Annotated in this window: 21 protein-coding genes; 13 read left to right on the forward strand and 8 right to left on the reverse strand. The window is 61.0% G+C overall.

Annotated features, from left to right (window positions below):
* Nucleotides 1–58 precede the first annotated feature (58 nt).
* On the forward strand, nt 59–922 hold the full coding sequence (locus AB4O40_RS04705; protein WP_056727821.1) for an MBL fold metallo-hydrolase: 864 nt from the start codon (nt 59–61) through the stop codon (nt 920–922).
* Here the strand turns inward: AB4O40_RS04705 and AB4O40_RS04710 are convergent.
* Complete coding sequence (locus AB4O40_RS04710; RefSeq protein WP_460055793.1) at nt 913–2,613, reverse strand: PI-PLC domain-containing protein; 1,701 nt, start codon at nt 2,611–2,613, stop codon at nt 913–915. The genes AB4O40_RS04705 and AB4O40_RS04710 overlap by 10 nt on opposite strands.
* A gap of 139 nt (nt 2,614–2,752) precedes the next feature.
* Nucleotides 2,753–3,241 (reverse strand): Bkd operon transcriptional regulator BkdR, encoded by a 489-nt coding sequence (bkdR, locus tag AB4O40_RS04715; RefSeq protein WP_046037311.1) that lies wholly within the window; start codon nt 3,239–3,241, stop codon nt 2,753–2,755.
* A gap of 185 nt (nt 3,242–3,426) precedes the next feature.
* On the opposite strand from bkdR, the gene AB4O40_RS04720 reads away from it, so the two are divergent.
* The 5 genes from AB4O40_RS04720 to AB4O40_RS04740 all read left to right on the forward strand — a co-directional run bounded on the left by AB4O40_RS04720 (nt 3,427) and on the right by AB4O40_RS04740 (nt 9,659).
* Nucleotides 3,427–4,662 (forward strand): 3-methyl-2-oxobutanoate dehydrogenase (2-methylpropanoyl-transferring) subunit alpha, encoded by a 1,236-nt coding sequence (locus tag AB4O40_RS04720; protein ID WP_056727828.1) that lies wholly within the window; start codon nt 3,427–3,429, stop codon nt 4,660–4,662.
* A gap of 1 nt (nt 4,663) precedes the next feature.
* Nucleotides 4,664–5,722: an alpha-ketoacid dehydrogenase subunit beta gene (locus AB4O40_RS04725; protein WP_015095444.1), complete on the forward strand. Its 1,059-nt coding sequence runs from the start codon at nt 4,664–4,666 to the stop codon at nt 5,720–5,722.
* The gene (locus AB4O40_RS04730) at nt 5,723–6,997 is read left to right on the forward strand and encodes a dihydrolipoamide acetyltransferase family protein (protein WP_460154675.1); all 1,275 of its coding nucleotides are present in this window, start codon (nt 5,723–5,725) and stop codon (nt 6,995–6,997) included.
* A gap of 18 nt (nt 6,998–7,015) precedes the next feature.
* The gene (gene lpdA / locus AB4O40_RS04735) at nt 7,016–8,398 is read left to right on the forward strand and encodes a dihydrolipoyl dehydrogenase (protein WP_460055789.1); all 1,383 of its coding nucleotides are present in this window, start codon (nt 7,016–7,018) and stop codon (nt 8,396–8,398) included.
* A gap of 241 nt (nt 8,399–8,639) precedes the next feature.
* On the forward strand, nt 8,640–9,659 hold the full coding sequence (locus AB4O40_RS04740; protein ID WP_008052737.1) for a branched-chain amino acid aminotransferase: 1,020 nt from the start codon (nt 8,640–8,642) through the stop codon (nt 9,657–9,659).
* 89 nt (nt 9,660–9,748) lie between these two features.
* Here AB4O40_RS04740 and AB4O40_RS04745 read toward each other — a convergent pair whose 3' ends face one another.
* Nucleotides 9,749–10,516 (reverse strand): ArsR/SmtB family transcription factor, encoded by a 768-nt coding sequence (locus tag AB4O40_RS04745; RefSeq protein ID WP_223542607.1) that lies wholly within the window; start codon nt 10,514–10,516, stop codon nt 9,749–9,751.
* A gap of 79 nt (nt 10,517–10,595) precedes the next feature.
* On the opposite strand from AB4O40_RS04745, the gene AB4O40_RS04750 reads away from it, so the two are divergent.
* Nucleotides 10,596–11,705 carry a cytochrome P450 gene (locus AB4O40_RS04750; protein WP_056727835.1) on the forward strand — a complete coding sequence of 370 codons (1,110 nt, stop codon included), beginning with the start codon at nt 10,596–10,598 and terminating at the stop codon, nt 11,703–11,705.
* Between the two features lie 11 nt (nt 11,706–11,716).
* On the opposite strand, the gene dmeF is transcribed toward AB4O40_RS04750, so the two are convergent.
* The 3 genes from dmeF to AB4O40_RS04765 all read right to left on the reverse strand — a co-directional run bounded on the left by dmeF (nt 11,717) and on the right by AB4O40_RS04765 (nt 13,356).
* A complete protein-coding gene (gene dmeF / locus AB4O40_RS04755) occupies nt 11,717–12,649 on the reverse strand; it encodes a CDF family Co(II)/Ni(II) efflux transporter DmeF (protein ID WP_056727836.1) in 933 nt (310 codons plus the stop codon).
* A gap of 13 nt (nt 12,650–12,662) precedes the next feature.
* Nucleotides 12,663–12,938, reverse strand: coding sequence for a metal/formaldehyde-sensitive transcriptional repressor (locus tag AB4O40_RS04760; RefSeq protein ID WP_008052742.1), 276 nt, complete (start codon nt 12,936–12,938; stop codon nt 12,663–12,665).
* Nucleotides 12,939–13,017: 79 nt separating this feature from the next.
* On the reverse strand, nt 13,018–13,356 hold the full coding sequence (locus AB4O40_RS04765; RefSeq protein ID WP_409078760.1) for an FKBP-type peptidyl-prolyl cis-trans isomerase: 339 nt from the start codon (nt 13,354–13,356) through the stop codon (nt 13,018–13,020).
* Nucleotides 13,357–13,527: 171 nt separating this feature from the next.
* Between AB4O40_RS04765 and AB4O40_RS04770 the strand changes: the two genes are divergently transcribed.
* The 3 genes from AB4O40_RS04770 to AB4O40_RS04780 all read left to right on the forward strand — a co-directional run bounded on the left by AB4O40_RS04770 (nt 13,528) and on the right by AB4O40_RS04780 (nt 16,888).
* Entirely contained in the window at nt 13,528–14,601 is a 1,074-nt protein-coding gene (locus tag AB4O40_RS04770; RefSeq protein ID WP_056727839.1) for a sensor domain-containing diguanylate cyclase, read from the forward strand.
* Nucleotides 14,602–14,792: 191 nt separating this feature from the next.
* Nucleotides 14,793–16,085 (forward strand): MFS transporter, encoded by a 1,293-nt coding sequence (tcuC, locus tag AB4O40_RS04775; RefSeq protein WP_056727841.1) that lies wholly within the window; start codon nt 14,793–14,795, stop codon nt 16,083–16,085.
* Between the two features lie 26 nt (nt 16,086–16,111).
* The gene (locus AB4O40_RS04780) at nt 16,112–16,888 is read left to right on the forward strand and encodes a substrate-binding domain-containing protein (RefSeq protein ID WP_056727843.1); all 777 of its coding nucleotides are present in this window, start codon (nt 16,112–16,114) and stop codon (nt 16,886–16,888) included.
* Here the strand turns inward: AB4O40_RS04780 and AB4O40_RS04785 are convergent.
* A complete protein-coding gene (locus tag AB4O40_RS04785; protein WP_056727844.1) occupies nt 16,878–17,792 on the reverse strand; it encodes a LysR family transcriptional regulator in 915 nt (304 codons plus the stop codon). The two genes, AB4O40_RS04780 and AB4O40_RS04785, sit on opposite strands and share 11 nt — an antisense overlap.
* Nucleotides 17,793–17,952: 160 nt before the next feature.
* Here AB4O40_RS04785 and AB4O40_RS04790 point away from each other — a divergent pair, with 160 nt between their 5' ends.
* Nucleotides 17,953–19,761 carry a monovalent cation:proton antiporter-2 (CPA2) family protein gene (locus AB4O40_RS04790; protein ID WP_056727846.1) on the forward strand — a complete coding sequence of 603 codons (1,809 nt, stop codon included), beginning with the start codon at nt 17,953–17,955 and terminating at the stop codon, nt 19,759–19,761.
* Nucleotides 19,762–19,949: 188 nt separating this feature from the next.
* Nucleotides 19,950–21,047, forward strand: a complete 1,098-nt coding sequence (locus tag AB4O40_RS04795) for a DNA alkylation repair protein (protein WP_460055782.1) — start codon at nt 19,950–19,952, stop codon at nt 21,045–21,047.
* Nucleotides 21,048–21,134: 87 nt separating this feature from the next.
* On the opposite strand, the gene AB4O40_RS04800 is transcribed toward AB4O40_RS04795, so the two are convergent.
* Nucleotides 21,135–22,031, reverse strand: coding sequence for a LysR family transcriptional regulator (locus tag AB4O40_RS04800; RefSeq protein WP_056727849.1), 897 nt, complete (start codon nt 22,029–22,031; stop codon nt 21,135–21,137).
* 132 nt (nt 22,032–22,163) lie between these two features.
* Here AB4O40_RS04800 and AB4O40_RS04805 point away from each other — a divergent pair, with 132 nt between their 5' ends.
* Nucleotides 22,164–23,825, forward strand: coding sequence for a GMC family oxidoreductase (locus AB4O40_RS04805; RefSeq protein ID WP_056727851.1), 1,662 nt, complete (start codon nt 22,164–22,166; stop codon nt 23,823–23,825).
* The last annotated feature ends 30 nt before the right edge of the window (nt 23,826–23,855 follow it).

Here is a 23,855-nt window from a genome sequence, read left to right on the forward strand (position 1 = left end):
CAACCCATGGCTGACTTTCCGTCGTCCGACTTTTCTACCCCTGCACAGGTTCGTGTCCATGCCCGCGCTGATTGAAGCTTTCCTCGACCCCGCCTCCTCGACCTACAGCTACGTGGTCTACGAGGCTGATGGCGGGCAGTGTGCGATTGTCGACCCGGTGCTCGACTACGACGGGGCCTCCGGGCGTACCGCGACCACCCAGGCCGACAGGATCATCGCCTTCGTTCGCGCCCGCCACTTGCAAGTGCAATGGCTGCTGGAAACCCACGCCCATGCCGATCACCTGTCCGCCGCGCCGTATCTGCGCAGGGAGCTTGGCGGCAAAATCGCCATTGGCGAATCGATCAGCAAGGTCCAGGACGTGTTCAAGGCGCTGTTCAATCTGGAGCCTTCCTTTCACGTCGACGGTTCCCAGTTCGACCACCTGTTCGCCCCCGACGAATCGTTCATGATCGGCAACCTCAAGGCGACCGCCCTGCACGTGCCTGGCCATACCCCGGCGGACATGGCTTACCTGATCGACGGTGATGTGATTCTGGTGGGCGATACGATGTTCATGCCCGACGTCGGCTCTGCCCGATGTGACTTCCCCGGTGGCAATGCCAACCAGATGTTTGCCTCGATCCGGAAACTGCTGGCCTTCCCCGCCAGCGTGCGCCTCTACGTGTGCCACGACTATCCGCCCGAGGGTCGCGTGTCCCAATGCATGACTACCGTGGGTGAACAGCGCAAAAGCAATATCCACGTGCGAGACGGCATCGACGAAAAGGCCTTTGTGCAAATGCGCACCCGGCGCGATGCGGGGTTGGGGATGCCGACACTGTTGCTGCCGGCGATCCAGGTGAATGTGCGGGCGGGGAACTTGCCGCCCGCGGAAGACAATGGTGTGACTTACTTGAAGATTCCGATCAATCAGTTGTGACTGCCGGGCAGCACCTCCTGCTTGTGCCACTGCCGGGACGCCGTGCTGTAGGTAAACGCGAGAACCTGACCGGCAGAGATGACATGTTCAAGTTCATCCGTGCCCTGGGAGTGGCCGATTCGGGTGGTATAGAGTGCATCGCACACGATCAGCACCACACTGTTGGCGGGAGCTTCCGCCGGCAAGTACACCAACGGCGCGTAATTGCCGACCGACAATGTATAGCGAATAAATTTCTCGCCGTCGCAAGGCGCCGCAATCACATGTCCGTGCTCATTCGGCGAGCATTCGCGCACCTGCAACGCCCATTGGCGCGAGCCATCAAGACACACCAGGGCAACCACCTCCCCCTTCGATAGACGGACGCCAGGCAGCGGAACATCACTGCCACGCAGATCCAGCTCACATTCGGCGTCCGCATCCGAGCAAACCAGCAACCGGTGTGGCTCTTCATCAAGAATCGGCGGCAGCGCCACTGTTTCAGTCCAGTGCGCGTCATCGATCTGCAAGATCATATGCCGGGCGCTTGGCATGCCTTGAACGCCAATACTCGTCGGGCTGGCCCGTACAACATCAGGAATGCCCAACGCTCGGCTGCGGAACTGGTTGGAAAAGATGATGTTGTCCACCAGGCGATGCCGTAACGACCAATCGCAATTGATGATGTAGTACTTCATGATCGGATGGCTGGCGGAGCCGGCAGCAAACCATGACATCAACGAGCCCGAAATATCTTTGGCGCCGTCGAATGGAAAAGTCATGCGATGGGCTTGAATTGCCCGCAACTCACCAAAGGGTTTGGTTTCATTGCCGACCCGGTCAATAAACGCTTTTAGCTCACCATTCGACGGTGTATTCGAGCCTATCCAGCGTTGATTGACGCCGTTCCAAAAAAGCGCATCCCTGGGATCAGCGTTGTATGAAATGACGACATTTTTATAGTTTGGCAACGCCCATATTTGCGACACCGTCAGATCTCGATACACAGGCGATATGATCGATTCGCCCAAATAGGACTTTATTATTCCAGCTAGTTCACGATGGGCTGCGGCCGTAAAATTCCTGAACTGATGAAAATTCAGAATCACGATCTCGCGTTTAGTGTCCCCTTCAGAGTTTTGACGAAACATGCGCACAGCATCGAGAACATCGCCCTGGACCGTTCGCCCGTTGTTTGTCGAATGAAAAATCGAATAACGCCGTGGATCACCAACCGATAGTCCCGAATAATGTTGAACCCTGAGATCCAGCACTCGAATACCGGCAGTCAATTGATGGTACGGCGCGACGTCCTGACATACCTCCAGACTAGGGACATACTTTGCTTGTTTATCGAAACCTGAATTGTGAGTACCGGGTAGAATCGCCATATGAATCGGCAAGTTGCTGACAACACCGTAAGCGCGCATCCAGTGGTTACGAATGTTATTGAAGGGTTTGCATATCCCGCCACTCCAGCTCCCGTTCGGGCACCAACCGGCGGTAATTCCAATATCGCTCTCCAGGGCAGATGGACCCGGCCCTCCGTCCAGAGCGGCCTGGATATCCATCAAATCAGTTCCACCCATGTCCTCGACAAAGGGCTCAAAAACAGGAGGAACATATTCTTTTATATTTCCGTAATCATCCAAATCATCTGGATTGACGTCCAGCGAGTAGGCCAAAGCAATTTTATCTAATACAGGCTTCATTATGTTTCACTCTAGTTAATCAATAGTGGAGAGCAAAACATAAAGAAAACCGCACCACACAAATACAAGCTCAAACTGTAGAACGGCGTTGTACAGCTGTGACTTATTGCGTCAGTAAAAGCAGTGACACCGCCAATCCTTATTTATCCAGCGTCAACCCATTGGCCGGTAACGGCAGCGCGGTCTTGTACCGCACTTGCTTGAGCGCAAAGCTCGAACGGATGTTCGCTACCCCCGGCACCTTGGTCAGAAAGTCCATCATGAAACGCTCCAGCGACTGAATGGTCGGCACCAGCACCCGGATCAGATAGTCCGGGTCGCCTGCCATCAGGTAGCACTCCATCACCTCGGGACGATCGGAAATCGCCTCTTCGAAATGCTGCAACGCCTCCTCCACCTGTTTCTCCAGGCTGACGTGAATGAACACGTTCACATGCAGCCCCAGCAGGTCGGCGTCCAGCAGCGTCACTTGCTCGCGAATCACCCCCAGTTCTTCCATGGCCTTGACCCGGTTGAAACACGGCGTCGGCGACAGGTTCACCGAACGCGCCAGGTCGGCGTTGGTGATGCGCGCGTTCTCCTGAAGGCTGTTGAGAATGCCGATATCGGTACGGTCCAGTTTGCGCATGAGATAAAAACACCTGCTTTTTATGTTTATGCAGGTTTTTTATCTGCAAATGATCTTCAGCGCAACGAAACAGAGAGAAATATTCTTCTTCGGCGGGCCTATGATTGTTGTAGGACAAGATTTCTTCTACCGAACGAAATCTGTCAGCTCACTACAAGAAATTCACAAGATCGAGCGTAGAAGCCATGACCCAAGCGTATGAACCGCTGCGCCTGCACGTCCCCGAACCCTCGGGCCGTCCCGGCTGTAAAACCGACTTCTCCTACCTGCATCTGACCGATGCCGGCACGGTGCGCAAACCCCAAATCGACGTTGAACCGGCTGACACGGCTGACCTGGCCCGTGGCCTGATTCGCGTGCTCGACGACCAGGGCAATGCCCTCGGTCCCTGGGCCGAAGGCGTCTCTAGCGAGATCCTGCGCAAGGGCATGCGTGCCATGCTCAAGACCCGCATCTACGACAACCGCATGGTGGTCGCCCAGCGTCAGAAAAAGATGTCGTTCTACATGCAGAGCCTTGGCGAAGAAGCCATCGGCAGCGCCCAGGCCCTGGCCCTGAACATCGACGACATGTGTTTCCCGACCTACCGCCAGCAAAGCATCCTGATGGCCCGCGACGTGCCGCTGGTCGGCCTGATCTGCCAGTTGCTGTCCAACGAGCGCGATCCGCTCAAGGGACGTCAGTTGCCAATCATGTACTCGGTCAAGGAGTCCGGTTTCTTCACCATCTCCGGCAACCTCGCCACCCAGTTCATCCAGGGCGTGGGCTGGGGCATGGCTTCGGCGATCAAGGGCGACACCAAAATCGCCTCGGCCTGGATCGGCGACGGCGCCACCGCCGAGTCGGACTTCCACACCGCCCTGACCTTCGCCCACGTGTACCGCGCGCCGGTGATCCTCAACGTGGTCAACAACCAGTGGGCGATCTCCACCTTCCAGGCGATTGCCGGTGGTGAAGCGACCACCTTCGCCGGGCGCGGCGTCGGTTGCGGCATTGCCTCCCTGCGGGTCGACGGCAACGATTTCTATGCGGTCTACGCCGCCTCGGCCTGGGCTGCCGAACGTGCGCGCCGTGGCCTCGGTCCGACCATGATCGAATGGGTCACCTACCGCGCCGGCCCGCACTCGACCTCCGATGATCCGTCGAAATACCGTCCCGCCGATGACTGGAGCCACTTCCCCCTGGGTGATCCGATCGCACGCCTCAAGCAGCACCTGATCAAGACCGGTCACTGGTCCGAAGAGGAGCACGCTGCGGTCAGCGCCGAGCTGGAAGCCGAAGTGATCGCCGCACAGAAAGAAGCCGAACAGTACGGCACCCTCGCCGGCGGCCAGATTCCAAGCGCCGCGACCATGTTCGAAGACGTCTACAAAGAGATGCCGGAGCACTTGAAGCGCCAGCGCCAAGAGTTGGGGATCTGACATGAACGATCACAACAACAATATCGAGCTGGAAACCGCCATGACCACGACCACCATGACCATGATCCAGGCCCTGCGCTCGGCCATGGATGTGATGCTTGAGCGTGATGACAACGTCGTGGTCTTCGGCCAGGACGTGGGCTACTTCGGCGGAGTGTTCCGCTGCACCGAAGGCCTGCAGAACAAGTACGGCACCTCCCGGGTGTTCGACGCGCCGATCTCTGAAAGCGGCATCGTCGGTGTCGCCGTGGGCATGGGCGCCTACGGCCTGCGTCCGGTGGCCGAGATCCAGTTCGCCGACTACGTCTACCCGGCCTCCGACCAGATTATTTCCGAAGCCGCCCGCCTGCGTTATCGCTCGGCCGGCGAGTTCACCGCGCCGATGACCCTGCGCATGCCTTGCGGCGGCGGCATCTACGGCGGCCAGACCCACAGCCAGAGCATCGAGGCGATGTTCACCCAGGTCTGCGGTTTGCGCACGGTGATGCCGTCCAACCCGTACGACGCCAAGGGCCTTTTGATTGCCTCCATCGAAAACGATGACCCGGTGATCTTCCTCGAGCCAAAACGCCTGTACAACGGCCCGTTCGACGGCCATCACGACCGCCCGGTAACCCCGTGGTCGAAGCACCCCGCCGCGCAAGTGCCGGATGGCTACTACACCGTGCCGCTGGACGTCGCTGCGATCACCCGTCCGGGCAAGGACGTCACCGTGCTGACCTACGGCACCACCGTGTACGTGTCGCAAGTCGCTGCTGAAGAAAGCGGCGTCGACGCCGAAGTCATCGACCTGCGCAGCCTGTGGCCGCTGGACCTGGAAACCATCGTCAAGTCGGTGAAAAAGACCGGCCGTTGCGTGGTGGTGCACGAAGCCACACGCACCTGCGGCTTCGGCGCCGAACTGGTGTCGCTGGTGCAGGAACATTGCTTCCATCACCTGGAAGCGCCGATCGAACGCGTCACCGGTTGGGACACCCCTTACCCGCACGCGCAAGAGTGGGCGTATTTCCCAGGTCCGTCCCGAGTGGGCGCGGCGTTGAAACGGGTCATGGAGGTTTGAATGGGCACGCACGTCATTAAAATGCCGGACATTGGTGAAGGCATTGCAGAAGTTGAATTGTCGGTATGGCACGTCAAGGTCGGCGACATGGTCGTCGAAGATCAGGTACTGGCCGATGTGATGACCGACAAGGCGATGGTCGATATCCCGTCGCCAGTGCATGGCAAGGTCATCGCCCTCGGCGGACAGCCGGGCGAAGTCATGGCGGTCGGCAGTGTGCTGATCAGCATTGAAGTCGAAGGCGCGGGCAACGTTAAGGAGTCGGCGCAACCGGCACCTGTTAAAGAAGCCCCGGTGGCCGCAGCCAAAGTTGAAACCGTGGTTGAAAGCAAACCGGTCGCTGCCCCATCGCCGAAAGCTGCCGTCTGCCAGGGCCCGATGGTGGCTCGCGCAGCCGATGAGCGTCCGCTGGCCTCCCCGGCCGTGCGCAAGCATGCGCTGGACCTCGGCATTCAATTGCGCCTGGTGCGTGGCACCGGCCCCGCCGGCCGCGTACTGCATGAAGACCTCGAGGCCTACCTGGCCCAGGGTCAGTCGAACGCTTCGGCACCGGTGGCGGCTGCTTACGCCCAACGTACCGATGAACAGCAGATCCCGGTGATCGGCATGCGCCGCAAGATCGCCCAGCGCATGCAGGACGCCACCCAGCGTGCCGCCCACTTCAGTTATGTCGAAGAAATCGACGTCACCGCCGTGGAAGAGCTGCGCACGCACCTCAATGAAAAACACGGTGCGACCCGTGGCAAGCTGACTTTGCTGCCGTTCCTGGTCCGCGCCATGGTCGTCGCCCTGCGCGACTTCCCGCAAATGAACGCTCGCTACGACGACGAAGCCCAGGTCATCACCCGCCTCGGCGCGGTGCATGTGGGCGTCGCTACCCAGAGCGATGTCGGCCTGATGGTACCGGTGGTACGTCATGCCGAAGCTCGCAGCCTGTGGGACAGCGCGGCGGAAATCGCTCGCCTGGCCAACGCTGCGCGCAACGGCAAGGCCAGCCGCGATGAACTGTCCGGCTCGACCATCACCCTGACCAGCCTTGGCGCCTTGGGCGGCATCGTCAGCACGCCGGTGCTGAACCTGCCGGAAGTGGCGATCGTCGGCGTGAACAAGATCGTCGAACGACCAATGGTGATCAAAGGCCAGATCGTGATCCGCAAGATGATGAACCTCTCCAGCTCCTTCGATCACCGCGTGGTCGACGGCATGGACGCGGCGCTATTCATCCAGGCCATCCGTGGCTTGCTCGAACAACCCGCGACCTTGTTTGTGGACTGATTTTTGTTGGAGAGCACCATGCAAACTTTGAACACCACGCTGCTGATCATCGGCGGCGGTCCTGGCGGTTATGTGACAGCGATCCGTGCCGGCCAGTTGGGCATCCCGACCATCCTGGTAGAAGGCCAATCCCTGGGCGGCACCTGCCTGAACATCGGCTGCATTCCGTCCAAGGCACTGATTCACGTCGCCGAGCAGTTTCACCAGACCCGGCACCACCATCAGCTTTCGCCCCTGGGCATCAGCGTTTCCGCGCCGACGCTGGACATCACCAAGAGCGTCGAATGGAAAGACGGCATCGTCGATCGCCTGACCACCGGCGTTGCCGCGCTGCTGAAAAAGAACAAGGTCCAGGTCATCCAAGGCTGGGCCAAAGTGGTTGACGGTAAAACCGTGGATGTCGGCGACACGCGCATCCAGTGCGAGCACCTGGTGCTGGCCACCGGTTCGAAAAGCGTGAACCTGCCGATGTTGCCGATTGGCGGACCGATCATCTCGTCCACCGAAGCCCTGGTGCCGACCTCCGTGCCCAAGCGCTTGATTGTGGTCGGCGGTGGCTACATCGGCCTGGAGCTGGGCATTGCCTATCGCAAGCTCGGCGCCGAGGTCAGCGTGGTGGAAGCGCAGGAACGCATCCTGCCGGCCTACGATGCCGAACTGACCCAGCCGGTGCACGACGAACTGAGAAAACTCGGCGTGAAGCTTTACTTGAAGCATAGCGTGCAAGGCTTTGATTCAAAAGAAAATACCTTGCAGATTTTGGCCCCGAACGGCGCGACCCTGAACCTGGAAACCGATCAGGTGCTGGTGGCCGTCGGTCGCAAGCCGAACACCCAGGGCTGGAACCTCGAAGCGCTGAACCTGGACATGAACGGTTCGTCGATCAAGATCGACCACCGCTGCCAGACCAGCATGCGCAACGTGTATGCCATCGGTGACCTGAGCGGCGAACCGATGCTCGCGCACCGGGCCATGGCCCAGGGCGAGATGGTCGCCGAGCTGATCAGCGGTAAATTCCGTGAGTTCAACCCGACCGCCATCGCCGCCGTGTGCTTCACCGACCCGGAACTGGTGGTGGTCGGCAAGACCCCGGACGAGGCCAATGCCGCCGGCCTGGATTGCATCGTGTCGAGCTTCCCGTTCGCCGCCAATGGCCGGGCGATGACCCTGGAGTCGAAAAGCGGCTTCGTGCGGGTGGTCGCCCGTCGGGACAATCATGTGATTGTCGGCTGGCAGGCTGTGGGCGTCGGCGTGTCGGAGTTGTCCACGGCGTTCGCGCAAAGCCTGGAGATGGGCGCGCGGCTGGAAGACATCGGCGGCACCATCCATGCGCACCCGACCCTGGGTGAGGCGGTGCAGGAAGCGGCGTTGCGCGCTCTGGGGCATGCGTTGCACCTGTAAAGATCAAAAGATCGCAGCCTTCGGCAGCTCCTACAGGTGGCCGCCGATCCCGTAGGAGCTGCCGCAGGCTGCGATCTTTTCGACGAAGAACCGGGAAGTTTAATAAGCAGGCTAATAAATCTGCTTCTCCCCCTATCGTCTGGGCTGCGATTTAGCCCAAGAATGAAGTATTGTTGTCCCCATCCAAAAAACGTCAGAAGCCTTGAACCGTTTCGACGGTTGTTCAGTGATAGAGGGTGTCATGGGTAACGAAAGCATCAATTGGGACAAGCTGGGTTTTGACTACATCAAGACCGACAAGCGCTATCTGTCGTACTTTCGCAATGGCGAGTGGGACAAAGGCACCCTGACCGAAGATAACGTGCTGCACATCAGCGAAGGCTCCACAGCCCTTCACTATGGCCAGCAATGCTTCGAGGGCATGAAGGCCTATCGTTGCAAGGACGGCTCGATCAACCTGTTCCGCCCGGACCAGAACGCCCTGCGCATGCAGCGCAGCTGCGCCCGCCTGCTGATGCCGCAGGTGGAAACCGAGCAGTTCATCGAAGCCTGCAAGGCAGTGGTGCGTGCCAACGAGCGTTTCATTCCACCGTACGGCACCGGCGGCGCGCTGTACCTGCGCCCGTTCGTGATCGGCGTGGGTGACAACATCGGCGTGCGTACCGCCCCCGAGTTCATCTTCTCGATCTTCTGCATTCCGGTCGGCGCCTACTTCAAGGGCGGCCTGACCCCGCACAACTTCCAGATTTCCAGCTACGACCGCGCCGCGCCACAAGGCACCGGAGCCGCCAAGGTCGGGGGCAACTACGCCGCCAGCCTGATGCCGGGCTCCAAGGCCAAGAAAGCCCACTTCGCCGACGCCATCTACCTGGATCCGATGACCCACACCAAGATCGAGGAAGTCGGTTCGGCCAACTTCTTCGGGATCACCCACGACAACAAGTTCGTGACCCCGAACTCGCCATCGGTACTGCCGGGCATCACCCGTCTGTCGCTGATCGAGCTGGCCAAGACCCGTCTGGGCCTGGAAGTGATCGAAGGCGACGTGTTCATCGACAAGCTCTCCGACTTCAAGGAAGCCGGTGCTTGCGGTACCGCTGCGGTGATCACGCCGATTGGCGGGATCGACTACAACGACCACCTGCACGTGTTCCACAGCGAAACCGAAGTCGGCCCGGTCACCCAGAAGCTCTACAAAGAGCTGACCGGCGTGCAAACCGGCGACATCGAAGCGCCAGCGGGCTGGATCGTCAAGGTTTGACCTGACGCCAGACGCACAAAAGCCCCCCATCGGGTGACCGATGGGGGGCTTTTTCATGAGCGTAAAAAGATCGCAGCCTGCGGCAGCTCCTACAATGGATATTTCGCAGCCCCTGTAGGAGCTGCCGCAGGCTGCGATCTTTTGCTCTTCTCCTCAATATCCAACCGCAACTCAACCCCGAACCGCCCCGCCATCTCCCTGCGCCCCAACGCCGTCAACGCCAATGCCCGACTGTCCAGATCCTGGGTCACCCACTTGCGCCTGAGCGCCGTTTGCAGCAACGCCGCCCCCAGCGACCCGCCCAGATGCGGCCGGCGCATGCTCCAGTCCAGGCACGGGCAGGCAAAACGACGGCGCAAGGTGCTCAAGTCCTGCACTTCGATCCCGAGTCCTTGAAACATTGCCGTACCGCTGTCGCTCAAGCGATAGGCCTGTTCGTCGGTTTCCTCAAGCCAGCCCGCTTCAAGCATCCGGTCATGCAACAGCACGGCCAGGGTTCCCGCCATGTGGTCGTAGCAGGTGCGGGCAAATTGCAGGCGATCCGGGGTGCGCGCCTGGAAACTTGGCGCGCTGTTCTGGCCGATCACCATCAGTGCCTCCAGGGCCTGGGCCACGCGTTTGTCCGCCAGGCTGTAATAGCGGTGACGTCCCTGAACGTGCAGCCGCACCAGTGCCAGTTCCTTGAGTTTGGCCAAGTGGGCACTGGCGGTCGACGCGCTGACTTCGGCCACCGCCGCCAGTTCGGTGCTGGTGCGGGCGTGGCCGTCCATCAGCGAGCAGAGGATTTTCGTCCGTGCCGGCTCAGCGATGGCTGCCGCCACCTGCGAGACGCCGATGTCGTGTTGTTCTGCGCTCATATTTCGCTCCCGGACGAATCAATGCCCTTTCGGACTGGAGATAGTAGCAACACTTTCCAACAACAAAAGGCTGTGCCCCATGGACCCGATCATCGCTGCAACCCATGCCGATCCTTATTCCTACTACGCACAATTGCGTGCCGAAGGTGGGCTGGCCTTTCATCCGGGGCTGAACCTGTGGGTGGCCAGCAGCGCCCGGGCGGTGGCCGCCGTGCTGGCGCATCCCGATTGCCACGTTCGCCCCGCGCACGAACCAGTCCCCAGGGCAATTGCCGACGGCATGGCCGGCCAGGTGTTCGGCCAATTGATGCGCATGAATGAAGGTGAGCGCCAACGTTGCCCACGGTCGGCGATTGCGCCGGGGCTGGAGTTGATCGATGCGCGGGAAGTCGAAGCCCTGGTTGGCGCCCGATTGATCACCGCGGATGCCGCTGGCCTGTACAATGCCATGTTTCGTGGACCGGTGTGCGTGGTGGCGGCGTTGTTGGGGTTCACCCCGGCCCAGGGCCGCGCCATCAGCGAGCTGACGGCGGATTTCGTCGCCTGCCTGTCGCCCTTGAGCAACGCGGCACAATTGACCGCCGCCCACGCTGCCGCCGAACAATTGAGCGGTTACTTCATCGAATTGCTCGACGATGCGCACAACCACAGCCAATTGCTTGCAGGTATCGGCCAGCGCTTCGCATCCGGCGCACCGCAAACCCTGATCGCCAACCTGATAGGCCTGCTCTCCCAGACCTTCGAGGCCACTGCCGGGCTCATCGGCAACGCCGTGCTGACATTGATTGAACACCCGTCGCTGCGCAGCGAATCACCCCCTGTCGAAGACCTGCTGGCCGAAGTGCAGCGCTTCGACCCGCCGGTACAGAACACCCGCCGCTTCGTCGCCGCCCCCTGCGAAATTGATGGCGTGAGGCTGAACGCCACCGACGTGATCCTGGTGCTGCTGGCCTCGGCCAATCGCGACCCGCAGCTCAACGACAACCCCGACACCTTCCTGCTCGAGCGCCCGAACCGGCGCAGCTTTACCTTCGGTGCGGGGCGCCATCAATGTCCGGGGCAACACCTGGCGTTGAGCATTGCCGGCGCCACGCTCAAGCAGCTTCTGGCGATAGGGCCGGCACTGGAGCAGCTGAAATGGCAATACCGCCCATCCACGAATGGACGGATTGCGCTGTTCAGTGATTGAGCGAAAACCGCTCAAGCCGTGCGGTATTCGACGGTCAGGTGAGACAGTTCATGGACCGGCGCCAGGCGTTCGCGAATGGTGTCGGCACTGACATTGGCCGCGGCCACAACGCTGACAATCGCGGCCCGTGCCTGGGGGCCGACCTGCCAGACATGCAGATCGCTGATGCGCACATCGTCCGATGACTCCAGCAGTTCACGGATTTCATCGGCAACGTGCTCATCCGTGACATCGAGCAACACCGCAGCGCTGTCACGCATCAATCCAACGGCCCATTTCGCGATCACGATGGCGCCCACGATGCCCATCACCGGGTCCAGCCACACCCACCCCAGATAGCGCCCGGCCAGCAATGCGGCAATCGCCAGCACCGACGTCAAGGCATCGGCCAGCACATGGACATAAGCCGAGCGCAGGTTGTTGTCGTGATGGTGATGATGGCCGTGCTCATGGCTGTGTCCGTGATCGTGGCCATGATGACCGTGGCCGCCCGCCAGCAAAAAGGCACTGGCGATGTTCACCGCCAGCCCCACCACTGCAATCACCGTCGCTTCGGTGAATGCCACGGTCGTTGGTTGAAACAGACGATAAACGGATTCACCGGCAATGCCGATCGCCACCACCCCCAGCACCATGGCCGAGGCAAATCCGGCGAGATCCCCGACCTTGCCGGTGCCGAAGCTGTAACGCGCGTTATTGGCATTGCGCCGTGCGAATCCATAGGCCGCCGCCGCGATGCCCAAGGCCCCGGCATGGGTGGCCATGTGAAAACCATCGGCCAGCAGCGCCATGGAACCGGTGAGGTAACCGGCGGCAATTTCACCAATCATCATCACGAACGTCAGCGCCACCACCCATAAGGTGCGTCGGGCGTTTTCATCATGGGATGCACCGAGAAACACATGGTCATGGGCAAAACGCGAAGCCTGGGGTGTCTGTTTCATGGGATTCAGGCCTCTATTTGGCATAGCGGCGGATGGCCAGCAACAAGTCTTCCACGCCCTGGGCGCGATCCTCATCGCTCAAGTCCGGATGGGCCACGTGCTCGCGGGCATGAGCGTCGATGAACTGCTCCAGCAAACCATTGACCGCGCCCCGGATGGCGGCGACCAGGTGCAGGGTCTTGGCACAATCGGCGTCGGACTCAAGCGCTCGCTCCACGGCTTCCACCTGCCCGGCAATCCGTCTGACCCGCTTGATCAAGTCATCCTTGTGTTCGTGAATGTGCGACATACCTATACCCCCTACCCCTATATGGCGCGTATGTTCGCCGAAAGAGCAGAACCTGGCAAGTTGGCTGGCCAACTACAAGTCAATCATCCCGCGTCAGCACTTCCAGCAGCTCGATCTCGAAAATCAGGTTCGAATTCGGCGTGATCTTGCCCATGGTGCGTTCGCCATAGGCCAGGTGCGCCGGTACCAGCAATTTGCGCTTGCCACCGACTTGCATGCCCATGATGCCCTGGTCCCAACCCTTGATGACCCGCCCGGTACCGATCACGCACTGGAAGGGTTTGCCCCGGCTGTAGGAAGAGTCGAATTCGCTGCCGTCCTCCAGCCAGCCACGGTACTGGGTAGTGATCAGTGCGCCTTTTACGGCGGCTTTTCCGTCACCCACCTGAAGATCGATTACCTGAAGCTCGTCTTTCATTGAATTCACTCGTATGCTCTCTCGCCCTCAAGGGCCTGATGGGCGCCGTTTTCCCAGATTTGCCCTTGATTGGCAACCATTGCCACCTCCCGCGCGACGTTTAAAGCTGTTTGCTGAACTAAAATAATCAACAATTACCCTACGGTTCACCGCCCTGATGGCCATCCCCGAATGATCCTGCTCTGGACCAGCGTCATCCTTGGTTCAACGACGCTTACCCTGATCGTCGCGCTGGTCTGGCGCGAACGTTCGCTGCAAAAACAACTGGCCGAATATCGCAGCATCGTCACCCGCCTCTCCGAAGGCCAGAGCATCCACCAGGACGGCGATGTCGAGCGCTTCAAACGCAGCCAGTACTTTGCCCGCATCGGCACCTGGGACTGGGATGTCGACACCGACCGATTGTATTGGTCAGATGCGATTTTCGGCATGTTCGGCTTCAAGATCGGCGAAGTGACGCCCTCCTACGCGCTGTTTTGCTCCTGCGTTCATCCAGACGACCGGCCCAGGGTTCGGGCCGGCGAAATGCGCTGCCTGGAAACCGGCGAAAACCATGACGAGGAATACCGCGTGGTCTGGCCCGACGGAACGATCCGCTGGCTGCGGGAAACCGGCAACGTGGTCAAGAACGACCACGACGAAACGATCAAGATGATGGGCGTGGTGCGCGACATCACCGAAGAAAAGGCCTCGGCCAACTACCTCAAGCACTTGGCCCATTACGACCCCTTGACCGGTCTGCCCAATCGCCTGGTGCTCGAAGAGCGCCTGTCCGAAGCCCTGGAGCTCGCGCGCACCAGTGCCACGCGGGTGGCGCTGGTGTTTGTCGACCTCAATGGTTTCAAGGCCATCAACGATCATTATGGTCATGCCGCCGGCGACCGCGTGCTGGTCACGACCGCCACACGGCTCAAGCGCATCCTGCGCGGCACCGACACCGTCGCCCGGATCGGTGGCGACGAATTCGTGGTCATCCTCCAGGACCTGCCCCAAGGCAAAAGCCTGCAAGACGAAGCGCGCACCATCTGCCAGAAAATCTTCGTCGAACTTTCCCCGCCCGTCACCATCGGCAACGACCAGCGCCACATCGGCACCAGCCTCGGCGTCGCCGTGTTCCCCGATCATGCGCCAAGCATTGACCGCTTGCTGCACATTGCCGACCTGGCGATGTATGAGGCCAAGCGCAGTGGGAACAATCAGTATCGGCTGGGCACCGAAAGCGTGGTGCGGGCACATAGCGAATAGCGTTTCGTCGACGGGTGCCTGTACCGGTAACTGCACGAGCGAGTCCACCGATACATTGATTCACTTCGCGCATCAATGCATGCCAACAATGCAATTAACATATCGATGCCTCTGCTCCACTATCCGCCCCAATAAGAACCGTGCGCCGCGTCCAGGCAGCGCATGTCATAAAAGCGGTGGAGTACTTATCGATGACAGCCTCAATCCCGCGCGGACGCTCTCGCGCCAGTGCCATTTTCCGGGTCACCTCGGGCAACTTCCTCGAACAGTTCGACTTCTTCCTTTTCGGCTTCTATGCCACGCAGATCGCTGCCGTGTTCTTTCCGGCCAGCAGCGAATTCGCCTCTCTGATGATGACCTTCGCCGTGTTCGGTGCAGGCTTTTTGATGCGTCCGTTGGGCGCCGTGGTGCTGGGCGCCTATATCGATGATGTGGGGCGACGCAAAGGGTTGATCGTGACCCTGTCGATCATGGCCAGCGGCACCATCCTGATTGTGCTGGTGCCCGGTTACGAAACCATAGGTTTGTTCGCCCCGGCCCTGGTGCTGATCGGGCGGCTGCTGCAGGGCTTTTCCGCCGGTGCGGAACTGGGCGGCGTATCGGTGTATCTCGCCGAGATCGCCACACCCGGCCACAAGGGCTTTTTCACCAGTTGGCAGTCGGGCAGCCAGCAGGTGGCGATCATTGTCGCCGCTGCCCTGGGTTACGCCTTGAACCAGTGGATGGCACCGAGTGTGATTGTCGATTGGGGCTGGCGGATTCCGTTCTTCGTCGGCTGCATGATCGTGCCGTTCATCTTCCTGCTGCGCCGCAACCTGGAGGAAACCGAAGAGTTCGCCAACCGCAAACACCGCCCGAGCATGGGTGAAGTGTTCCGCACCCTGGGGAAAAACTGGCTGACGGTGTTCGCGGGCATGATGATGGTCGCCCTGACCACCACCGCGTTCTACCTGATCACGGTGTACGCGCCGACCTTCGGTAAAACCGTGCTGCACCTGAGCACGTCCGATGCGTTGCTGGTGACATTGCTGGTGGGCGTTTCGAATTTCATCTGGCTGCCGATCGGCGGCGCACTCTCGGACCGCATCGGTCGACGCCCGGTGTTGATCGCCATGGCCCTGCTGGCCATCGCCACTACTTACCCGGTGCTGACCTATCTGGTGAACGCGCCCAGCTTCCTCCACATGCTAATGGTGCTGTTGTGGCTGTCGTTCATCTACGGCCTGTACAACGGCGCGATGATCCCTGCGCTGACGGAGATCATGCCCGTGGAAGTCCGGGTGGCCGGTTTCTCCCTTGCCTATAGCCTGGCCACGGCCGTGTTCGGCGGGTTCACCCCGGCGATGTCGACCTTGCTGATCCAGTACACCGGCGACAAGGCGGCACCGGGTTACTGGATGAGCTTTGCAGCACTTTGCGCACTGTGCGCCACGCTAATGCTCTATCGCCGCGCCTCGAATCATCTGCAACCGGTGGCGTCGTGAACCGGCCCTTCATCGAGAACATGACCATGAAAAAAATCTTCAATCTTGCCGCCCTCGCATTGGTGGCCAGCCTGGGCTTGAGCAGCATTGCCCAGGCTGAAGAGATCCGTGTGATGACCTCCGGCGGCTTCACGGCAGCCTACAAGATCCTCGGCCCGAAGTTCGCCGCCGCCACCGGCAACACACTCGACACCGCGCTCGGTCCCTCCATGGGCAAGGCCCCGGAAGCGATTCCCAATCGCCTGGCCCGGGGTGAGCAAGCCGACGTGGTGATCATGGTCGGCTACGCACTGGACGACTTGATCAAACAGGGCAAGGTCGATCCGGCTTCCCGTGTCGAACTGGCGGACTCACGCATTGGCCTGGTGGTGCGCGAAGGTGCACCGAAACCGGATATCAGCAACGTCGAGGGCCTGAAAAAGACCCTGCTTGACGCTAAATCAGTGGCCTACTCCGACAGCGCCAGCGGCGTGTACATCGAGCAGCAACTGTTCAAGCGCCTGGGGATCGAGGACCAGCTCAAGCCCAAGTCGACCATGGTGCCGAAAGTCCCCGTGGGCTCGGTGGTTGCCACTGGCGACTATCAACTGGGCTTCCAGCAGGTCAGCGAATTGTTGCCGGTGCCGGGGGTCAGTTTCGTGGCGAAGATTCCGGAGTCGGTGCAGTCGGTCACCCGGTTTGCCGCCGGCATCCCGGTAGGTGCCCGGCACCCGGCCGAAGCCAAGGCCTTGCTGCAATACATGGCCTCGGCCCAGGCTCAACCGGACGTGAAAGCGACCGGGCTGGACTCGGTCAGTCGCTGACCGACGGCTGCAGGACTTTCATTTCCACCACCAGCCGTTCCAGCTCCAATGCCGCCGGGGTCAGGGTTCGACCCCGGCGCTTGATCAGACCGACGCTGCGCATCACCTGCGGATCGGTCAACGGTACCCGCGTCAGGATCGGATGGTCCGCTGCCGGCATCGCCATCAGCGGCACCGCCGCCACGCCCAACCCGGCCTCCACCAGACCGATCATAGTGGTCACGTGACGGGTTTCGCAGATACTCGGCCGCTGCGGCACCACGCCGGTCAACGCCTGATCCAGCAGAAAACGGTTGCCCGAGGTTTTATCCAGCGAGATGTAATCCTGCTGATAGAACTCGTCCCAGGTGACGCTGCTTCGCCCCGCCAGTGGATGATCGCGCCGGCACGCTACGACATACCCTTCTTGCACCAGGGGCTCGAAATCCACTTCGGCTTCCAGCGTGCCCATGAAGCTCAGGCCGAAATCCGCTTCGCCATTGACCACCGCGCTCAATACGTCGTGGGCGCTGGAGTCCAGCACCTTGACCTTGATCCGCGGAAACTGCCGGTGATAATGCGCGATCACCCGTGGCATGAAGTAGTAAGCCGCCGAGGGCACGCAAGCAACCGTGACATGGCCGAGCCGGGTCGAGGCGACTTCGCTGATGCCCAGCAATGCCACGTCCAGATCGTCCAGCAGGCGCTCGACGCTGGGCATGAACCCCCGTCCGGCCTGGGTCAGGCTGACCTTGCGCGTGGTGCGCTCGAACAGCCGCACGCCGAGGGCGTCTTCAAGCTTTTCGATGCGCCGGCTCAAGGCTGGCTGGGAAATGCGCACCGTATCGGCTGCCTTGCGAAAGCTGCCCTGCTCGACCACGGCACGGAAGGCCTGCAGGTCATTGAGGTCGAAGTTGATCGCCATGGGGGACTACTCGAGAGGGACCGTTGGATTGATCAGCTAATTCTATAAATGTAACTAATTAATGCAAATTGTAACATCTAAGCCCGAGCGTTTTGCTGACGCCGAAGGGCTCAGCCTTTATTCTTGTCACCCCCGCAGTACCGAGTCCTGGAGTTTTCTCATGCCCCATGAAGGCAACCTGCTACAAGCCGCTGTCGTGTTTCTGATGGCGGCCGTGCTCATCGTTCCCTTGGCCAAGCGCCTGCAACTGGGGGCGGTTCTGGGCTATCTGTTTGCCGGGGTGATCATCGGCCCGTCGGTGCTGGGCCTGATCGACAATCCGCAAAGCGTCGCGAACATTTCCGAACTCGGCGTGGTGTTGCTGCTGTTCATCATCGGCCTGGAACTGTCGCCGCGACGCCTGTGGGTGATGCGCAAGTCAGTGTTCGGCGTGGGTCTGGCGCAAGTGTTGCTCACCGGCACGGTGATTGGCGTGGTGGCGCTGTGGCTGTTTGGCCAGCCGTTGAACACCGCGATCGTCCTGGGCCTGGGCCTGGCGCTATCGTCCACGGCGTTCGGCCTGCAAAGCCTGGCTGAACGCAAGGAACTGACCAGCCCCCACGGGCGGCTGGCATTCGCGATCCTGTTGTTTCAGGACATCGCCGCCATCCCCTTGATCGCCATGGTGCCGTTGCTTGCCGGTGGCGATCACAGCACCAGCGCCAGCGAAAACCTGAACCACGGCCTGCAAGTGCTGGCCAGCATCGCCGTGGTGGTGATCGGCGGGCGATATCTGCTGCGGCCGGTGTTTCGCGTGGTGACCAAGACCGCATTGCCTGAAGTCTCCACCGCCACGGCGTTGCTGGTGGTGATCGGCACGGCATGGCTGATGGAGCTGGTCGGCATTTCCATGGCCCTGGGCGCCTTCCTCGCCGGCCTGCTGCTGGCGGACTCCGAGTATCGCCATGAACTGGAAGCCCAGATCGAACCGTTCAAGGGCCTGTTGCTGGGGCTGTTTTTCATCAGCGTCGGCATGGGCGCAAACCTGAGCCTGTTGCTGAGCATGCCGGTGGCGGTGCTGGGCCTGACCCTGCTGCTGATCGCGATCAAACTGCCGCTGCTGTTCCTGGTCGGTCGCCTGGCCGGAGGCTTGAAAAAGGTCAGTGCGATCCGCTTGGGCATCGTGTTGGCGGCCGGTGGTGAATTTGCCTTTGTGGTGTTCAAGATCGGTCGCGACCACGGGCTGTTCGCCACCGGACTGTATGACTTGCTGGTGCTGACCATCACCCTGTCCATGGCCGTGACGCCGCTGTTGCTGCTACTTTGCGCACGCTTGGTCAGCCCGAAGGTGCAACCGGTGGAAGTGCCGGAGAAGTTCCGCGAAATCGACGCCGACGCGCCACGGGTGGTGATCGCCGGCATGGGTCGCATGGGCCAGATCGTTGCGCGGATTCTGCGCGCACAGAACATCAAGTTCGTGGCCCTCGACACCTCGGTGGAAACCATCGAACTGTCCCGCAGCTTTGGTGGCGTGCCAGTGTTCTACGGCGACCCGATGCGCCCGGAAATCCTCAACGCGGCCAAGGTCGGGGAAGCGGAGTATTTCGTGATCGCCACCGATGACCCGGACACCAACATCAAGACCGCGGAACTGGTGCGCAAGCTCTACCCGCACATGAAAATCATCGCCCGGGCCCGTAACCGCCAGCATGTACACCGGCTGATGGACGTCGGCGCCCACGCCGTGCGCGAAACCTTTTATTCGAGCCTGGAAATGAGCCGGCAAACCCTGATCGGCCTGGGGCTGACCCAGGCCCAGGCGGATGCGCGGATCAAACGCTTCAAGCAGCACGACGAAGAGGTGCTTGAAGCCCAGCATGCGGTGTATGACGACGCGGTGAAAGTGATGCAGACGGCGCAGGAAGCGCGGGTCGAACTGGCCAGGTTGTTCGAGTCGGATCAACTGCAGGAGCAAGCGGGCAAGAATTGAGGTGACTATTCGGGCCTCTTCGTCGGAACGCCGCCCGGAGCAAGCCCGCTCCCCCACTGGATCTGAGGTGCTCACAAATATTGAGTCTGGCAGAGCCCCCTTGTGGGAGCGGGCTTGCTCCGGGCGGCGTTCCGACGAAGAACGATAACGCGGTGTGATGGAATAACCACAACTTCAAAGGGACCACCATGACTGACCAACCTGCCCCCACCCTCAAGGAAATCTTCAACACCGAGCGCCTCCAGCACATCGCCAGCGAAATGACCGCGGTCTATCCGCCATTCGAGGCCGCACGCTTCCTGAAGCTGGCCCGGTCCGGCCTGGCGGATCTCAGCGTCATGCAGCGCATGGCCCGGGTCAGCGAGAGCCTGCACGCCGTACTGCCCCTGGACTACGAGGCATCGCTGCAGGTGCTGCGCGCCCTCGCACCGCGCCTGAACAGCGGCTTCGTCAGCATGTGCCTGCCGCACTACGTCGCCAGTTACGGCGCCCATGCGTTCGAGCAGTCGATGGACGCGCTGAAGTACTTCACCGCTTTTGGCTCTTCGGAGTTCGCAATCCGTCACTTTCTGCGCCGTGACCTCGAGCGTTCGCTCAAGCTGATGCATGCCTGGTCGCTGGACGACAACGAGCATGTACGGCGCCTGGCCAGCGAAGGATGCCGGCCACGCCTGCCCTGGTCATTCCGGCTGGAGACCATCCAGGCCGATCCGACACTGGCCGCGAACATCCTCGACAACCTCAAGGCCGACACCAGTCTGTACGTGCGCAAATCCGTGGCTAACCACCTCAACGACATCACCAAGGATCATCCCGATTGGGTGCTGGACCTGATCGAAGGCTGGTCGCTGGACAACCGGCACACCGCATGGATCGCCAAACACGCCCTGCGCAGCCTGATCAAACAGGGCAACCGGCGGGCACTGGCGATCATCGGCGCGGGCGGCAAGCCTGAGGTCGAGATCGTTGATGTGAAAGTCGAACCGCCGGTGATTGGCCTGGGAGAAAAGATCACATTGTCGTTTGCCGTCAAATCCACGGTAGAAAGCAGTCAACGCCTGGTGATCGACTACGCCATCGATTACGTCAAGGCCAACGGCAGCACTTCGGCGAAGGTGTTCAAGCTCAAGGCGCTGACGCTGCCTGGTAACGCCGTCGAAGCCGTCTGTCGTGGCCAGCAGATCAAGGAACTCACCACCCGCCGGCATTATGCGGGCGTTCACACCGTACACATCATGGTGAATGGTGAACGGCTGGCCAGCACGGCGTTCGAAATCACGCCTTGAAACACCGCCGACCGTAGGAGCTGCCGCAGGCTGCGATCTTTTGATTCTGATGTTTCAAGGTCAAAAAATCGCAGCCTGCGGCAGCTCCTACGGGGGATTTTCGCCGAACAACAGGGGTTGCTCCCGCTCACACAACTCCACCACATAATCCCACAACACCCGCAACCGCACCGATTTGTGCAGCTCCCGGCGGGTGCTGATCCAGTAGCTGCGCTGGATGCTTTCGTCCGGCAACAATGGCACCAGACCGGGATCGGCACTGGCCATGTAGCACGGCAGCACGGCAATCCCCAGGCCTGAGCGCGCCGCCTGCTGTTGGGCGATCACGCTGGTGCTGTGAAACACCACCCGCGGGTTGCGACAGAAGCTATTGAGGAACATCAATTCCTGGCTGAACAGCAGATCGTCGACATAGCCGATCCACGCATGGCGTCCCAGATCCTCACGAGTGCGCAACGGCGGTGAACGGTCGAGGTAGTCCTGACTGGCATAGAGCGCCAGGCGATAATCGGTGAGTTTACGGGTGACCAGCATGTCGGCGGCCGGGCGTTCGAGGTGGATGCTGATTTCCGCCTCGCGGTTGAGGATGCTGACAAAACGCGGCACCGCCACCAACTCCACCTCCAGCCCCGGATAGCGCTCGAACAAACCGTTCATGCGACTGGCCAGGAACATGATGCCCAGCCCTTCCGTTACCCCGACGCGGATCTTGCCCAACGGCGCGGTGGACTGGGTGATTTCCTCCTGGGCCAGCAGTGCCACGTTCTCCATCGCCTCGGCGTGTTTAAGCAACGCCTCGCCCGCCGGGGTCATCTCGTAACCCTGGGCATGCTGGACGAACAACGCCGTACCGAGGCTTTTTTCGATGGCCTCGATATGCCGCGCCACGGTGGCGTGGGTGGTGTTCAGGCGACGGGCAGCCGTGAGCAAACGCCCGCTGCGCTGCAATTCGAGAAAAAAACGCAGGTCATTCCAGTCGAACATGAAGCGTCCTTGTTCGTTGCCGTTCGGAACGCTGTTTAAAAACGCACAGCGGCTGCGCAAAAACTAACATTCTTTTGACGAAAGCTAACAACTAGGATGACAGACAACAAGAACAACAACACGAGGTCAGGGATGCAGACTCCCCTGGATGAATACGATTACATCGTGGTCGGTGCCGGGCCGGCCGGGTGTCTGCTGGCCAATCGACTGTCGGCTGATGCGCAGCATCGCGTGTTGCTGCTCGAGGCCGGCGGCCGCGACAACTATGCGTGGATTCACATCCCCGTGGGCTACCTGTTCTGCATCGGCAACCCGCGCACCGACTGGTGCTTCAAGACCGAAGCGCAACCGGGCCTGCAAGGCCGCGCCCTGAGCTACCCGCGCGGCAAGGTGCTGGGCGGCTGCTCCTCGATCAACGGCATGATCTACATGCGCGGCCAGGCCGGCGACTACGACCGCTGGGCCGCCGACGGCAACCCTGGCTGGAGCTGGCAAGACGTGTTGCCGCTGTTCAAACAGAGTGAAAACCACTTTGCCGGCGCCGCCGAATTCCACGGCGCCGCGGGCGAATGGCGGGTCGAACGCCAGCGCCTGTCATGGCCGATTCTCGATGCGTTTCGCAGCGCCGCCGAGCAAAGCGGCATCGCCAGCATCGATGACTTCAACCAGGGCGACAACGAAGGTTGCGGCTATTTCCAGGTCAACCAGAAGGCCGGCATCCGCTGGAACGCGTCCAAGGCCTTTCTCAAACCCATTCGCCAGCGCCCCAATCTCACCGTACTGACCGGTGTCGAAGTCGACCGCGTGTTGCTGGACAATGGCCGCGCCTCGGCGGTCAGCGCACGCTGGCAAGGCCAGGCGAGAACCTTCAAGGCGCGCAAGGAGATCGTCCTGTGTGCCGGCTCCATCGGTTCGCCCAGCATCCTGCAACGCTCCGGCATCGGCCCGCGCCCGCTGCTGGAACGGCTGGGAATCGGCGTCGCCCATGAACTACCCGGCGTCGGTGGCAACCTGCAGGATCACCTGCAACTGCGGCTGATCTACAAGCTGGAAAATGCCCGCACCCTGAACCAGATTGCCGGCAGCCTGTGGGGCAAGATGGGCATGGGCCTGCGCTACCTGTATGACCGCAGCGGCCCGCTGTCCATGGCGCCGAGCCAATTGGGCGCCTTTGCCCGCTCGGGGCCGGAGCAGACGACAGCCAACCTCGAATACCACGTACAGCCGCTGTCGCTGGAGCGCTTTGGCGAACCGCTGCATGCTTTCCCGGCGTTCACCGCATCGGTCTGCGATCTGCGTCCGCAAAGCCGTGGCCGGGTGGACATCCGCTCCGCCGACCCGCAAGAAGCCCCGCTGATTCAACCCAACTACCTCAGCCACCCGGAAGACCTGCGGGTCGCCGCCGACGCCATTCGCCTGACCCGGCGCATCGTCGCCGCCCCGGCCCTGCGCGCCTTCAAACCGGTGGAATACCTGCCCGGCGACAGCCTGCAAAGCGAGGATCAACTGCACGAAGCCGCCGCGCGGATCGGCACCACGATTTTCCACCCGGTGGGCACCTGCCGCATGGGCAATGACGCCGACGCCGTGGTCGATGCGCAACTCAAGGTCCATGGCATCCCCGGCCTGCGCATTGCCGATGCGTCGATCATGCCGCGCATCACCTCGGGCAACACCTGCTCGCCGACGTTGATGATTGCCGAGAAGGCTGCGCAGATGATCCTCAACCCTTCTGTAAACACATCAACTGTGGGAGCGGGCTTGCTCGCGAAGGCGGTGGATCATTCACATTGATGTTGAATGGCACGACGCTTTCGTCGGAAC

Source organism: Pseudomonas sp. S2_F07, from assembly GCF_054668325.1.